The organism is Shewanella sp. HL-SH4, from assembly GCF_051164845.1.
GTDB lineage: Bacteria > Pseudomonadota > Gammaproteobacteria > Enterobacterales > Shewanellaceae > Shewanella > Shewanella glacialimarina.
Map to the genome: position 1 here is coordinate 2,010,524 of NZ_CP195037.1, position 16,004 is coordinate 2,026,527.

Sequence of the window (16,004 nt, forward strand, 5' to 3'; positions counted from 1 at the left end):
TTCCTTCACCTTAAGATTGATTGCTTTATTTTTTAACAAATGCTCAACAAAAGACTTGATCTGATTAAAAATCGTGCTAACTTAGCTCATCCAATTTTTTGTAAAGTCAGTTATTCAATTTTATAACACAACTGACTACGAAAAATTAAAGAACTGGATTGTTGGATAATACACCCTATTAAATGAATGTATCTGATGTAGTTTGAAACGCCAAAAGATCTTCAATCTATCGTTTATATATCAAGGGGCTAACCCAGTTAAATAAAAAAGTCCACATAATAAGAATAATTTATAAAACTTATATACCGCTCACAAAAATTAAAATAAACACTAAAATTCAACAAGTTAAGTTTTTCAATTCTAGTCGTATTTAAAACTATCCTGTTATTTACACAAAATGACTCACAGACTTATCCACAGGCTGTGACCGTTTTACGTGGTCATTTTTGTTGACAAATAACGCTTGAGTTAAGTTACTCGTAACGTTCAAACATTCATAGCCTATTTCATGCTATATTCACTGCTAGTATATTCTTTTTAACATAACAGAAACGAACTCATTTTATGCCTACAGTTGCTCATAATCCGCTTATTTTGGTCGATGGATCATCTTATCTTTATCGCGCTTACTACGCACCACCACACTTAACCAACTCTAAAGGAGAAGCAACAGGCGCTGTATATGGCGTGGTAAACATGTTGCGTAGCCTATTAAGTAGATATGAGCCCACACATATCGCGGTGGTTTTTGACGCCAAAGGTAAAACATTCCGTAATGACATGTACAGTGAGTACAAGGCGCAACGTCCTCCTATGCCGGATGATTTGCGCAGTCAAATTGAGCCATTACACCGTATTATTCGCGCATTAGGCTTACCACTAATCAGCATTGAAGGTGTAGAAGCCGATGATGTCATAGGCACTCTTTCTCGCCAGGCAAGTAAAGAAGGTCGGGCGACATTAATCAGTACTGGCGATAAAGACATGGCCCAGCTCGTTGATGAACATGTCACGTTAATCAATACCATGACAGATACCATCATGGGGCCAGAAGAAATCAAAACCAAATTTGGTGTCGGCCCAGAATTGATCATCGATTTTTTAGCCTTGATGGGAGATAAAGCCGATAACATTCCAGGCTTGCCTGGTGTAGGTGAAAAAACTGCCCTTGCAATGTTAACGGGAGTTGGCAGCGTGGCAAAATTACTAGCCGATCCTCAATCTGTATTAGAGGTGAACTTTAGAGGCTCAAAAACCATGCCTGCTAAAATCATCGATAACGCAGACATGTTGAAATTGTCTTATGAGTTAGCAACCATCAAAACAGATGTTGAACTAGAGCAAGACTGGCATGGTCTGGATATTAAATCGCAAAACCGTGACGAACTCATTGCTTGTTATGGCGAAATGGAATTTAAGCGTTGGTTAGCAGAGGTATTGGATAACAACAACCCAACAGCGCCTAAAGCTGAAGAAACGGATGAGCCAAGTTCGGTGCAAGTTGTAATAGAAACTGACTACCAAACCATTTTGACTGACGAGCAGCTTGATCAATGGGTAACCACATTAGGTCAGGCAGAGTTAATTGCAGTCGATACCGAAACTACCAGTTTAAATTATATGGATGCTGAATTAGTCGGGATTTCATTTGCGGTAGAAGCCGGAAAAGCAGCCTATTTACCTCTAGGACACGATTATGAAGGAGCGCCTCAGCAACTGAATAAAGCGGCTGCATTAGAAAAACTTCGCCCTATTCTTGAAGGCACTAAACCTGAGAAAGTCGGTCAGAACCTAAAATACGACATCAGTATATTTGCTAACGCCGGCATTAAGTTACAAGGGGTGCGTTACGACACCATGCTTGAATCTTACGTGTTTAACTCGGTTGCATCACGTCATGATATGGACGGTTTAGCGCTTAAGTATCTAGGCCATAAAAATATCAGTTTTGAAGAAGTTGCAGGTAAAGGCGCTAAACAAATCACCTTTAATCAAGTGTCGCTCGATACTGCCGCACCCTATGCCGCAGAAGATGCCGATATTACCCTTCGCTTACATCAGCACTTATGGCCAAGAGTCGAAAAAGAAGCCAAACTTGCCAGCGTATTTAATGAGCTAGAATTGCCACTTATTCAAGTATTGTCCGATATAGAGCGACAAGGTGTGTATATCGACTCAATGCTATTAAGCCAACAAAGTGGGGAATTAGCTCAAAAGCTCGACCAACTAGAGCAAGAGGCATATGAAATAGCCGAAGAAAAATTTAACCTTGCCTCACCCAAACAGCTGCAAGTGATATTTTTCGACAAGTTAAAATACCCAGTTAAAAAGAAAACACCTAAAGGCGCACCATCTACCGCTGAAGATGTCTTAGTTGAACTCGCGCTAGACTACCCATTGCCTAAAATTATTTTGCAGCACCGCAGTTTGGCTAAATTAAAAAGTACCTATACCGATAAATTACCGTTAATGGTTAACTCTACCACCGGACGCGTGCACACCAGTTACCATCAGGCTAATGCGGCAACCGGACGTTTATCATCTAGCGATCCAAACTTACAGAATATTCCTATTCGCACCGAAGAAGGTCGCCGTATTCGCCAAGCGTTTATTGCTCCAGAAGGTCGTAAGATATTAGCGGCGGATTACTCGCAAATTGAATTGCGTATTATGGCGCATTTGTCACAGGACAAAGGCCTATTAACAGCCTTTGCCGAAGGTAAAGATATTCACAAGGCAACTGCAGCTGAAGTGTTTGGCGTACATTTTGAAGAAGTCACCACAGAACAACGCCGCCGTGCTAAAGCAGTCAACTTTGGTTTGATTTACGGCATGTCAGCATTCGGTTTAGCTAAGCAATTAGATATTCCACGCAATGAAGCCCAAACCTATATCGACACCTACTTTGCCCGTTACCCTGGCGTATTAAAGTATATGGAAGACACACGAGCTGATGCAGCTGAACAAGGATACGTAACCACTTTATATGGTCGTCGTCTGTATTTACCGGAAATAAAAGATCGTAATGCCATGCGCCGCCAAGCTGCAGAGCGCGCTGCGATTAACGCGCCAATGCAAGGTACTGCTGCGGACATTATCAAAAAAGCGATGATTGCTGTAGCAAACTGGATAAAGCAAGACACCCATGGCGAGATAAGCATGATAATGCAAGTTCACGATGAACTAGTGTTTGAAGTGGATGCAGATCAAGCAGAGGCGCTAAAACAAAAAGTGTGTCAGCTGATGGCCGATGCTGCCAAATTAGATGTTTATTTACTCGCAGAAGCTGGTATTGGAGACAACTGGGATCAAGCCCACTAAGCTCATAAATGCCAAAAAAGTTAACTCGATTCAAGATCAAGCCAAAACCGCGCCAGAATAGCGCGGTTTTTTTATCGGCTAAAATTAACGCCAATCCTCTGATATTAATAACTAAAATCTATAATAATGATAAATGAATAAAAAATAGAAAGCAGCCGACTGTGCTTAAGCTCACATTATTGTCGTTTTATATGAAAAACAGTTTTCCATTTAAAGTCCAATAGGGTATTATTCTTGTCGTAGGGTACAGAGGTTAAGATGTTCAGTCTTTCAAACCTTTATTTCACTAGCGATAGTGACCAGCCAAATTCGGCGCCTCAGCAATGCTTATTGCTGAGGCTTTTTTTTGGTTTTTTTTAATCGATTTGTGACTTTAAAACTGCACAGTGAGCAAATTAATGATTATTTGTAATTTTAATTCAAATTTTTAGAGTAAATACTTTAACTAAATTAAAAATAGCGTTATTATATTTGTATTGAGAGTCATCAAATTGAGTTGATGTCACTTGAGTCTTGTTGAATTTAGCTTCTCCCCAAAAAGAGCTAAAGAATTTTATACCGATAGCCCTATGGTTATCGGTTTTTTTTGCTTGTAAAAAATGATATACCAATAAAAAAGCGTAATGTGATTAACACATTACGCTTTTTTATTATCGATAAGTAGCTGCTAATCATGCTGCTCTTGTTTTTCTTTTTCAAGCGCTTGCTGATCAAGTAGCCATTGTGGATTACACCACTTATTTAAAATACTCAGCACTTTTGGCTTACCTGTGCCTTTAGTTGACGAAAATGGCTCAACTTGAACCCAATCGCCAAATTTAAACAAATCTTTACGCACGGCGTTAACTGTTTTCATCTTCACGTTTTGCGCAAGCTTGTCAGATTTGGTCAATAAAGCTAACACGGGAATTTCACTGAACACCGCCCATTCAATCATTTGCATATCTAAATCTTTAAGCGGATGACGAATGTCCATCAATACCACCACACCACTTAAGCAAGCACGTTTTTGTAAATACTCGCCCAAAGCAAGCTGCCATTTATTTTTTAACGCTAATGGCACTTTAGCAAAACCATAACCAGGTAAATCAACTAAACGGCGGTCAGCAGCGAGAGAAAACACGTTAATTAACTGAGTACGGCCAGGTGTTTTACTGGTTCTGGCTAAACCTTTTTGCTCGGTTAACGCATTTAATGCACTGGATTTACCGGCATTAGAGCGGCCCGCAAATGCAATCTCAACACCTACATCGCCAGGAAGATATTGATCTAAGTGTGCAATGTCAGGTGCACTGATTAAAAACTTAGTTTGACGAAAGTCGATTTGAGATTCAGACACGGTTTACTCCAGAAAATGTTTACCTAACATCATATTTATGTTTCAAATGCTGCCTTTTGCACGTTTTCGTGTAAAATATCAGCCAGATCACATTATAACTCCAAGCAAATCTTAATATTGTGATTTAAAAAGCTCTTAAATGAACTCTAAAAGCCTCATTTAAAGCAAAATTGTCGCTTGGAAAACTATTTTACCACGCTTGCGGGTTATCCTAGTAAGCTCAGGACAATAAATTAACAAGAAGTTGGAACGCCATGAAAAAGTTAGCTCTTGCGCTGTCTGTAGTAGCCGCTATGTCATCACCTGTTATGGCTGAAGGTAATGCCGAAGCGGGAAAAACTAAAGCACTCGTATGTTCTGCCTGTCACGGTGTTGACGGCAATAGCATGATTGATATGTACCCGAAACTCGCGGGACAACACCCATCATACCTTGAGAAACAGTTAAAAGAGTTTCGTGCAGCAATGCAAACAGGTGGTAAACAAGGTCGTATGGACCCAATCATGGGCAGTATGGCTATCGGGTTAAGTGACCAAGATATTGCTGATCTTGCAGCCTATTACTCATCGCAAAAGCTTATTGTGGCTGATGTAGCCGATGTCCCTGCTGCGGGTGAGTCGCTTTACAAAGGTGGCGATATGGCTCGCGGCATAACATCATGTATTGCTTGTCACGGTCCAGATGCAAAAGGTATGGCAGCGGCAGGGTTTCCAGCTCTTGGCGGCCAACATGCTAATTACATCAAAATTCAATTAACTAAATTTCGTGAAAAAAGCCGTAATAACGATATGAATGGCATGATGCAAGACATTGCGAAAAAGTTAACCGATGCGGATATGGAAGCTTTATCTAAGTATATTTCAAGCATTAAGTAGTTTTAAATCATAAATCTACTGATTAAATAATGGGTCCGGTTGACCCATTATTTTTGGTCGCTAGTTTACGTTTACGTCAACTTCACACCATCAATGCTTGACAGGGTTGACGCTTTTAGGGTTAAATAGCCCGCGTACCGAGATGAACCCAGCTGTTTATTGCTAATAATAATAATGTAAAAACAGATCTCGGACTTTGTCATTTAAGATATAAGAATAAATTTACTCAATAATAATAATATACTTACGGCCACTCAATAATAATAACAAAGAGTCGCGATTTCGGTTTGAAGTCCAGGTCAGATATTTTGTAAGGGACAGACCAATTGGTCGACATGCTATATAGCACTGCCTTACGCAACAGAGATAGAAGCCAACTGTATTCGCACACAAAGCTCATGCTTAGGATGCATTCACTGGAAGCGGAATATCACTGGAAGGTACTTTATACAAGGATAGTAAATTCACGTCACAGATGACGGTTAGGAATATGATGTGTCATTAATGACCGTCTACGGAAGCTGAAGTTAGGATGACTACAGAGCATATAAAAAGCGTCATAGATGACCAATAATAATAAGCGCATGGAAAGCTTAAAAAATAAGAAGGATCCGACCGGGAAGTCGCATAGCAAGCATGGATACTTGGAATCAGAATAAGGTGCTTTTTGCACTGTTTATAAGGTGGCAGTTTACTGCCACCTTTTTTCTTGTCTTTTTTTCAAGCTACACTTTATATCTTGGTGATTTTAAAGCTCAAAAAATCCCTATATACTGTCATGACACATCCTTCTATAGGTGTATAAATATTTAATGATACCCTGCCCTCTGTGCAATCATCAGGCGCAATTTTTTTTGCAGGATAAAAAGCGCGCGTTTTATGTCTGTCCTCATTGTGGGCTAGTTATGGCAGATCCTAAGTCTCATTTAAGACCCAGTATTGAAATGCAACGTTATGGCCGAGCGCAGAAAGGGGCTAAACAACGGCAGCTTTCACAATTCTTAATGCCACTTTTAGCGCAAATTAATTTACAACAATCTGGTACATTATCAGGACTTAACTTTGGCCGAGTGCTGGATCAACAATGTTTGCAGTCAATTAATGAAGCCGGCCATAGTGTTAAACAATACGATCCTTTTTTCGCAGCGGATCACAGTGTATTGCAAACAACCTATGACTTTGTCTGTAGTTATAAAGTGTTTGAGCATTTTCGCCACCCAAATAAAGAGTGGCAATTGTTATCTCGTTTAGTTAAACCGGGGGGATGGTTAGCAATTAGTACCCCACTGATGACGGATTTAAGACATTTTAATAAGTGGCATTATAAAAATAATCCTACCCATGTGAGCTTCTATCAACGACAAACTTTCGAATATTTAACCGAAAATAGCGAATTTACGCTATTATTTGTATCGCAGGCGCTCATTTTGATGCAAAAATCATCAGGATCTGGTATAAAGCGCATCCTAATTTAATGCACGTTGGCATTTTGCCGGCGTGAGCTGTTTTAAAAAGTAACTGAGATAATTCATGGCGCGCAGTAAAAAAACTCGCAAGGGCGGAGAGAACGGCCCTAAATTTGCACCTAGAGTCAAAAAAGCCGATCGTAAAGATGCTGAAGGAAAACGTGGCGAAACAGGCCGAAAGTCTGGAAGTCGTCACAACGAAGCCTTACTAAAGAAAAGTGCACCCTCTAATGCCGGCAAGTCGACAGACCCTCGTCATGGCAGTAAAAAGCCTGTAGCACTAGCACCTGTGGTCAAAGTATCTAAAGTTGCGGAACAGGATAAGCCTAAGCAACCTAAACTGACTGACGAGCAAAAGTTGCTCAAGTTAGAAGATGATCCACGCCTAAACAGCTTGTTAGACATGCTAGAAGAAGGCCGTGATTTGCCTGCAGAAGATCAAAAGTGGCTTGATGCTCAATTAGATAAAATTGAACATTTAATGAACCGCTTAGGGTTAAATGAACCTGAGCCAGCTCCAAAAGCAGTCAAAAAACCCGCTAAATCAGATTCTGATGATGACTTATTAGCCCGGTTTGAGTCTGGTGAGAATCACTTAAACGATTATTTCTCCAAAGACTAAATAAACTCCCGACTGGCGCTTAATGCGCCAGTTTGTTATTCGTCGTAGTCAGCCAATTAAGGAGTCTTTGTGTCTACCGCTCTTATAATCATCGCCATTATCATCGTTATCGCCTTAGGTGCTTATGCCGCATTATTGTTGTTGAAAGTGAAACGCCAAGCTGCCATTAATCAACAAGCCCTTGAAGAGCGCCTAGCAAAAGCAGAGGTGCGCCGACAACAAGTCCTTACCGATATTCGTTACATCGCGGCAGCGATGCTAGAGGACCGCTGCGAGCTTTCTGAAGGAGTAATGCGTATTGGTAAGTTATTCGATGCTTTGTCAATGACAGAACAAGTGACCCCGCTTTTCCCGCAGCTGTTCAGCCATTATGACATCATAAGATCTCATCCTATTATGGAAGCGCGCCAAGCACTACCCAAGCAACAACGTATGAAACTGGATTTTGCCAGAATGCGCTCTGAAGCTGACTTAGGTGAGAGTATTTTGCAAGAAGCCAAAAATATTACTGAGTTCGAACAAGCCCCTACACATTAATTCACCTAACACCAATTGATCTATAATTTAAGCTCTACAGGCCGCTAGAAAGATGCGCCAGCTCTACTTAAGCGCTTGCTAATCCAAATAGATTTGTTACTTTAAAATACATAATAAAATAATAAGGCTACCCGTTTAATGGTAGTCAAAAATAAAGGGTTACTTATGTTTAATCGCTTCTGTAGCTGGTCACTCACCAAGCTTGGCTGGCAGTTTGATGGCCATATAAATCATAACCAATCATGTGTCATTATCGTTGGCCCGCACACGAGCAATTGGGACTTTGTTATTGGTATTCTGGCGCGCGGTGCATTAAACACCCCAATCCATTTTTTAGGTAAACATCAATTGTTTCTTCCGCCTTGGGGCTGGATATTTAAAGCAATGGGTGGCAGCCCGGTAGACAGAAGTAAACACAATAACTTGGTTGATTCTGCGGTTCAGCTATTTAATCAAAACGCGAATTACAAACTTGCATTAGCACCGGAAGGGACTCGCAGTCCTGTTAAACGCTGGAAAAGTGGTTTTTATCATATCGCCCTGCAAGCAGGTGTTGATATTGTGCCGGTAGGCTTAGATTTTAACAGTAAGAAAATAATTATCACCACAGCATTAAAACCAACCGGGGCGATAGAGTTAGAAATAAATCAATTGATGGCTTTTTACCGCACCATTAATGGCCGTCACGCCAAAACCATTCCAGTTTATCAAAAGTAACAAACCAAATAACCACTAGGGCTGCGATTCACAGCCCTATAGTATGCTAACTTTCTAGCTTATTGACTACTGTGTTGATAGAACGCATATCAATGCCCGTCGGATTTTGGAATGCTTGCAAACCAAACTCTGGTAATACAGCAAAAACATGATCAAATATATCGGCCTGAATCTCCTCGTAGTATGCCCAGCGAATATCATTGGTAAAAATATACAATTCAATCGGCAGCCCCTCAGTTGTCGGCGCCAACTGACGCACCATAAGGGTCATATCTTTGTGTATCTTCGGGTGCTGGCGTAAAAACTCCTGTAGGTAAATCCTGAAGGTGCCTATGTTGGTTAACCTTCTGCCATTAACTGGCATATCAAGATCGCTAATCAGTTGGTTTGCCGTGGTAATTTCTGACAGCTTTTGTGGAATATAAGCTTTTAAATGATTCACTTTTGATAAGCGGCTTTTTTCATCATCGCTGAGAAACTTAATACTATTTACATCGATATTAATTGAACGTTTGATACGGCGTCCGCCAGATTCTGACATACCGCGCCAATTTTTAAATGCATCGGACACTAAAGCATAAGCGGGGATCATGGTGATAGTGTTATCCCAATTACGCACTTTTACTGTCGTTAAAGTGACTTCTTCAACCGCACCATCAGCACCATACTTGTCCATTTGGATCCAATCGCCTTTACTCACCATGCGATTAGCTGCTAATTGAATACCCGCAACAAAGCCTAAAATGGTGTCGCGAAAAACTAACATCACCAAACCGGTGGCAACACCTAAACCACTAAAAAAATATATCGGCGAACGGTCACTTAACACGGAAATTATAACAATCAGACCAATAAAAAATAAAAACAACTTAGTCAGCTGTACAAAGCTCTTAACCGGTAGGTTTCGGTTAATTCGTTTAACATCTGCTATCTCATTAACTGCATTCAAACCGGCGTAAATGGCGCGGATAATTAATATCACCAGTAAAGCGCTAAGCGCACGATCTAAAAACAAGCTTAATACTTTATGTTCGGTTAATACTATCGGCAATAAAAAGTCTAAAATGAGCAGGGGAACTAGCATAGCTAAACGTTCAAACATTTTGAAGCGGATAAAAATATCATCCCAAGTCACACTAGAACGTCGAATAATACGATTAATACCACTCACAAAAAAATGATGAGTAATAAAATAACCAATGCCTGCCACAAGCACACACGCGAGCAATAATACTGAGGTAGAAATACCATCGGTAGGCTGACTATTAATCCCTAAATCTGTTAGCCAAGAGGCCACTTCAACTCGCCAATTTGTATTCAAATTCAATCCTATTCATTAAGATAAGCCTAAACATAACAATCACTGGGTAAACGATAATCAGTTAAATCCATAATTACCCATCTAAAGCCAGCCGCAAACTATTATTTTAAATCGTGATTTTAACATTATCATTTCAGCACTTATATGAAAGATTAAACAATATTGATATTGCTCATTTGAAACAAGGCTAGGCGGTGTTTTATCACTTACTTTATCGTTATCGCACAAAACCAAAAATCACAATAAAAAAGGACCTCAGGGTCCTTTATCTATTCATTACTTTTTAACCTAGGGCTTTACAACTCACCCTAGGTATCAAGAATCGTATCATCTAGCGACTCGGGATCATCCCCATTGGTAAGTAAGTGTTAAAGTTTGCTTGCATCAATAAATCAATCGAACTTTCGATGTCAGGTGCAAAGAAACGGTCTTGATCGTAAAACGTCACCACTTCACGTAACTCGGCTTTCGCTTTGGCTACCGCAGCACTGGGTTGTAATGGCTTTCTAAAATCAAGCCCCTGAGCCGCTGCCAACAATTCAATTGCCAACACGCCACGGGTGTTTTCACTCATATCCCATAAACGACGCGCGGCAAAGGTTGCCATAGACACGTGATCTTCCTGGTTTGCAGAGGTCGGCAAACTGTCTACCGATGCTGGGTGAGCATAGGTTTTGTTCTCAGACGCCAACGCTGCCGCGGTCACTTGCGCAATCATAAAACCTGAGTTTACCCCGCCGTTATTCACTAGAAATGGCGGTAGTTTTGATAAACTAGAATCAATTAATAACGCCATACGACGCTCAGAAATTGAACCTAATTCAGCTATCGCAATCGCCAAGTTATCCGCCGCCATTGCAACAGGCTCAGCATGGAAGTTACCACCTGATAGAATATCTCCGGTGTCTTGGAATACTAATGGGTTATCTGTTACCCCATTAGCTTCGACACAGAGTACATCAGCGGCATGGCGAATTTGAGTTAAACACGCACCTAATACTTGTGGCTGGCAACGAAGTGAATACGGGTCTTGCACCTTGTCACAGTTTGCATGGCTTTGACTTATTTCAGAGTCATTACCCAATAAATGACGGAAAATAGCTGCCGAGTCAATTTGGCCTTTTTGTCCACGCGCAGCGTGAATACGCGCATCAAACGGGCTACGGCTGCCCATTGCGGCTTCGACACTCATTGAACCTATCACTGAACTGGCGGCAAATAAGTCTTCGGCATTGAATAAACCTTCTAACGCCAGCGCAGTTGAAGCTTGCGTACCATTAAGTAAGGCCAAGCCTTCTTTCGCGGCTAACTCTAAAGGTTGTAGACCAGCAATTTCTAAGCCTTCTTTGGCGCTAATTAACTCACCTTGGTAACTCATTTCGCCTTCGCCTAATAACGGCAAACACATATGCGCCAGCGGAGCTAAATCACCCGATGCACCAACTGAACCTTTTTCAGGCACACAGGGATAAACACCGGCATTAACCAGCTTGATAAGGAAGTTGATAACCTCAAGACGAATACCCGAAAAACCCCGGCTTAACGAGTTAATTTTTAATACCATCATTAAACGCACGGTCGCATCTTGCATATATTGGCCGATACCCGCCGCATGCGATAACACAATTGAGCGCTGTAATAGCTGTAAATCACCTGGCGCAATTTTGGTGTTCGCTAATAAGCCAAAACCGGTATTGATACCATAAACGGTGCGACCATCTCGCAGTACTTGCTGAACAATTTCAGCACTATTATTAATATCAGCAAAGGCGCTATCGGCAAGTGTTAGCTCAACAGAATTACGACTAATTTGGCGCAGCTCTGCCAGTGTGAGAGTGCCCGGTGTTAATGTGAATTTATGCTTAGTCATTATTGTGTTCCTGCTTTATCACTTGAAATCATAGGTAAATCTAAACCTTGCTCTTTAGCGCACTGTTTTGCGATGTCGTAACCTGCATCAGCATGACGCATCACTCCAGTAGCGGGGTCATTCCATAATACTCGACCTAATCGCGTAGCCGCTTCATCAGTACCGTCGGCAACAATCACCACACCAGAATGCTGACTAAAGCCCATACCCACGCCACCACCATGGTGCAGTGACACCCAAGTGGCACCGCTAGCGGTATTTAATAGCGCGTTCATTAATGGCCAATCAGACACCGCATCAGAGCCATCAAGCATAGATTCTGTTTCACGATTTGGGCTGGCTACTGAGCCTGAGTCTAAATGATCACGACCAATAACGATTGGCGCAGATAACTCGCCATTTTTAACCATTTCGTTAAAGGCTAACGCTAAACGAGCACGATCTTTAAGACCCACCCAACAAATACGTGCAGGCAAACCTTGAAACGCAATCCGCTCACGCGCCATGTCTAACCAATTATGCAAATGTGGATTATCAGGAATAAGCTCTTTGACTTTGGCATCGGTTTTATAAATATCTTCAGGATCACCCGACAAGGCTACCCAACGGAACGGGCCAATACCTTCACAGAATAAAGGACGCACATAAGCAGGTACAAAACCAGGAAAATCAAAAGCATTTTCAACGCCCTCATCAAACGCCATTTGACGAATGTTATTACCATAATCTGTAGTTGCAGCGCCTGCGGCTTGTAATGCCAACATAGCTCTAACCTGAACAGCCATTGATTGTTTAGCCGCCTTAACAACCGCTGCTTCGTCAGTTTTACGCATATTAGCAGCGTGATCTAATGTCCAGCCTTGAGGTAAATAACCATTTAATGGATCATGCGCAGAGGTTTGGTCGGTTACCACGTCCGGCGTAATGCCGCGCTTAACTAACTCAGTAAATACATCGGCCGCATTACCTAATAAGCCGACCGATACTGGCTTGCCGCTTTTATTGGCTTCATCAATCATGGCTAATGCTTCGTCTAACGACTTGGCTTTTTTGTCTACATAGCGGGTGCGCATTCTAAAGTCGATACGGGTTTCATCCACTTCACAGGTTAATACAGAATAGCCGGCCATAGTGCCTGCTAATGGTTGAGCGCCGCCCATGCCACCTAAACCACCGGTTAAAATCCACTTTCCAGCAGATGAACCGTTAAAGTGTTGGTTTGCCATAGCGACGAAGGTTTCGTAAGTGCCTTGCACAATGCCCTGCGAGCCAATGTAAATCCACGAACCTGCGGTCATTTGGCCATACATGGCTAAACCTTTTTTATCGAGTTCGTTAAAGTGCTCCCAATTAGCCCAATGCGGTACCAGGTTTGAGTTGGCAATAATCACTCGCGGTGCATTACTGTGAGTTTTAAACACGCCTACAGGTTTACCTGATTGCACTAATAAGGTTTCATCATCTTCAAGACGCTGCAGCACTTCAATAATTTTGTCATAACTTGGCCAGTCTCTTGCTGCACGGCCAATACCACCGTAAACCACCAAATCTTCCGGGCGCTCAGCTACATCAGGGTGTAAGTTGTTCATTAACATCCGCATTGCCGCTTCTGTTAACCAGCTTTTACAACTTAGCGTTGTACCGTGTGGCGCAATAATTCGTCTGCTTGGGTCGTGTCTTTTATCCATATTTTCCTCTTCAACCTGTTCGGTTTGTTTTATTTTTTCTGTGGCTAACGGCTTGTTGTTCGTTAGTTAATCGGTTTACTTGCGGCGAATAACTTATTTATCTATGGTTAACGCTTAAAGGTTAAATGGCCGCCTAATCTAAATTTACTACCGGGGTGCACTAAACGGGCAAAACTCACCACGCCTTTACGTGACCAGGTACGGCGAGTAATTTGTAAGCAGGGTTCAGTGGCCACTATTTCTAAACGTTGCTGAGTTTGTTCTGTGGCAATAATCGCTTCGACTGTGTGGCGCGCTTCTGTTAACGGCGCAATTTGGGATAAGTATTCATGGGGTGTTTGCTGGCTAAAATCTTGCTTTAGGTAATCAGGGATCAAGTTAGGATTAACAAAGCGTTCCTCTAACTGTAATGGTATACCTTGCTCGCAATGCACTAATACCGAGTGGAATACGGGACTACCCACCTCTAATCCTAACGCGATAGCAATTGGCGCGATGGCGTCTATTTGAGTTAACTCTAGCTGCTTTACACTGTATCCATGGCCGCGCTCTTTAATTTCATCGGCAATATTACGAATATTCAGTAAAGACGATTGCGACTTAAGACCTGCTACAAATGTCCCTAACCCTTGGGTGCGCTCTAAAATGCCAGCCTCGACCAGTTCAGTTAATGCGCGTCTTGCAGTCATTCGACTACAATTAAACATCTCAGTTAATTGATTTTCTGATGGTATGCGGGCGTTCTCTTCCCACTCACCCGCCTCAATACGCGCAAGGATGAATTGTTTAATCTCAGCAAATTTTGCCAATGCCATATGCGGTTCCAATGCTAGAAATGAGGAATAATGGGATATCATCCTAGCTTGTATATACAAGCGAGATCAAGTATTGTTTGATTAACAATCAAAAGACTGAGTAAAGAACATGGCTATGAACTGGGACCACGTGTGGATTGATGTCAACGTGGCCACTATGGATACAGCATCATCAGTGCCATATGGCGCGATTGAAAGTGCAGCCATTGCCGTAAAAGACGGCAAAATAGCCTGGATAGGCCCTCGCGCAGATCTCCCTGAGTTTGATGCGTTAGCCACGCCGATTTACCGTGGTAAAGGTAAATGGATCACCCCTGGCTTGATTGATGCCCACACTCATCTCGTCTTTGCCGGCAGCCGCGCCAATGAGTTTGAACAACGCTTACAAGGCGTAAGCTATGAAGATATTGCCCGAGCTGGCGGCGGTATAATTTCTACCGTAACAGCCTGCCGTGAAGCCGATGAAGAAACCCTATTTAATCTGGGGCGTAAGCGTTTAAATGCGCTTGCTAAAGAAGGCGTTACCACAATTGAAATAAAATCTGGCTATGGTTTAGATACCGAAACCGAATTAAAACTCCTTAGGGTTGCGCGGGAACTCGGCGAGCATCACCATATCGATGTGAAAACCACATTTTTAGGCGCCCATGCCATTCCTGCAGAATATAAAACCCAACCTGATGCTTATGTCGATTTAGTCATTGATGAGATGCTGCCACAAGTGATTAAGCATAATCTTGCTGATGCTGTAGATGTGTTTTGCGAAGGCATCGCCTTTAATCTTGAGCAAACTGAGCGAGTACTGACAGCTGCTAAACAAGCCGGCTTAGCAATAAAGCTGCATGCCGAACAATTGTCTAATATTGGTGGTAGTGAATTAGCTGCCAAACTCGGCGCTTTGTCTGTCGATCATATTGAACATTTAGATGAAGCAGGCGTACAAGCCCTCAGTCAAAACGGTACCTGTGCGGTACTGCTACCTGGTGCCTATTATTTTCTACGAGAAACCAAATTGCCACCGATTGAATTGCTGCGTAAATACAAAGTACCCATTGTTATCGCCAGTGATTTTAACCCTGGTTCATCGCCAATTTGTTCAACCAAATTGATGCTGAATATGGCGTGTACATTATTTCGCCTAACGCCTGAAGAAGCCCTTAAAGGCTTAACCATTAATGCCGCTAAAGCATTGGGCATCGAAGACACAGTAGGCAGCTTAGTGGTAGGCAAACAAGCCGATTTCTGTTTGTGGGATATAAGTTCACCAGCAGAGCTTGCCTACACTTTTGGGGTAAACCCTTGCGAGCAAGTCATTAAAGCGGGTCAAATTATTCAGCAGTAAACCCACATAATCCGCTATAAAAAGAGCTTAAATCGCTAGTCGGTTTAAGCTCTTTTATTATTGGTAATATTAAGTCTAGGTAACCTAGAAA

The 16,004-nt window shown here is 42.0% G+C and carries 12 protein-coding genes; 7 read left to right on the forward strand and 5 right to left on the reverse strand.

Annotated features, from left to right (window positions below; all coding sequences use genetic code 11):
• The first annotated feature begins 564 nt into the window (after positions 1-564).
• On the forward strand, positions 565-3,321 hold the full coding sequence (gene polA / locus ACRWQL_RS09825; protein WP_434953265.1) for a DNA polymerase I: 2,757 nt from the start codon (positions 565-567) through the stop codon (positions 3,319-3,321).
• A gap of 667 nt (positions 3,322-3,988) precedes the next feature.
• Here the strand turns inward: polA and yihA are convergent.
• A complete protein-coding gene (yihA, locus tag ACRWQL_RS09830) occupies positions 3,989-4,660 on the reverse strand; it encodes a ribosome biogenesis GTP-binding protein YihA/YsxC (protein WP_434953266.1) in 672 nt (223 codons plus the stop codon).
• A 254-nt stretch (positions 4,661-4,914) separates the two neighbouring features.
• Here yihA and ACRWQL_RS09835 point away from each other — a divergent pair, with 254 nt between their 5' ends.
• The 5 genes from ACRWQL_RS09835 to ACRWQL_RS09855 all read left to right on the forward strand — a co-directional run bounded on the left by ACRWQL_RS09835 (position 4,915) and on the right by ACRWQL_RS09855 (position 8,877).
• Complete coding sequence (locus ACRWQL_RS09835) at positions 4,915-5,535, forward strand: c-type cytochrome (protein ID WP_434927762.1); 621 nt, start codon at positions 4,915-4,917, stop codon at positions 5,533-5,535.
• Between the two features lie 812 nt (positions 5,536-6,347).
• Positions 6,348-7,010, forward strand: coding sequence for a methyltransferase domain-containing protein (locus ACRWQL_RS09840; protein WP_434930766.1), 663 nt, complete (start codon positions 6,348-6,350; stop codon positions 7,008-7,010).
• Positions 7,011-7,065: 55 nt separating this feature from the next.
• Positions 7,066-7,623, forward strand: coding sequence for a Der GTPase-activating protein YihI (gene yihI / locus ACRWQL_RS09845; RefSeq protein WP_434939634.1), 558 nt, complete (start codon positions 7,066-7,068; stop codon positions 7,621-7,623).
• Between the two features lie 69 nt (positions 7,624-7,692).
• The gene (locus tag ACRWQL_RS09850; protein ID WP_434953267.1) at positions 7,693-8,160 is read left to right on the forward strand and encodes a DUF2489 domain-containing protein; all 468 of its coding nucleotides are present in this window, start codon (positions 7,693-7,695) and stop codon (positions 8,158-8,160) included.
• Positions 8,161-8,325: 165 nt separating this feature from the next.
• On the forward strand, positions 8,326-8,877 hold the full coding sequence (locus ACRWQL_RS09855; protein WP_434939633.1) for a 1-acyl-sn-glycerol-3-phosphate acyltransferase: 552 nt from the start codon (positions 8,326-8,328) through the stop codon (positions 8,875-8,877).
• 46 nt (positions 8,878-8,923) lie between these two features.
• Here ACRWQL_RS09855 and ACRWQL_RS09860 read toward each other — a convergent pair whose 3' ends face one another.
• The 4 genes from ACRWQL_RS09860 to hutC all read right to left on the reverse strand — a co-directional run bounded on the left by ACRWQL_RS09860 (position 8,924) and on the right by hutC (position 14,571).
• The gene (locus ACRWQL_RS09860; RefSeq protein ID WP_434939632.1) at positions 8,924-10,198 is read right to left on the reverse strand and encodes a mechanosensitive ion channel family protein; all 1,275 of its coding nucleotides are present in this window, start codon (positions 10,196-10,198) and stop codon (positions 8,924-8,926) included.
• A gap of 331 nt (positions 10,199-10,529) precedes the next feature.
• Entirely contained in the window at positions 10,530-12,068 is a 1,539-nt protein-coding gene (gene hutH / locus ACRWQL_RS09865; RefSeq protein WP_434953268.1) for a histidine ammonia-lyase, read from the reverse strand.
• Positions 12,068-13,756 carry a urocanate hydratase gene (gene hutU / locus ACRWQL_RS09870; protein ID WP_434953269.1) on the reverse strand — a complete coding sequence of 563 codons (1,689 nt, stop codon included), beginning with the start codon at positions 13,754-13,756 and terminating at the stop codon, positions 12,068-12,070. The genes hutH and hutU overlap by 1 nt, the downstream gene beginning before the upstream one ends.
• A 107-nt stretch (positions 13,757-13,863) precedes the next feature.
• Complete coding sequence (gene hutC, locus ACRWQL_RS09875) at positions 13,864-14,571, reverse strand: histidine utilization repressor (RefSeq protein WP_434930773.1); 708 nt, start codon at positions 14,569-14,571, stop codon at positions 13,864-13,866.
• Positions 14,572-14,686: 115 nt separating this feature from the next.
• Here hutC and hutI point away from each other — a divergent pair, with 115 nt between their 5' ends.
• Positions 14,687-15,913 (forward strand): imidazolonepropionase, encoded by a 1,227-nt coding sequence (gene hutI, locus ACRWQL_RS09880; protein ID WP_434953359.1) that lies wholly within the window; start codon positions 14,687-14,689, stop codon positions 15,911-15,913.
• Positions 15,914-16,004 lie beyond the last annotated feature (91 nt).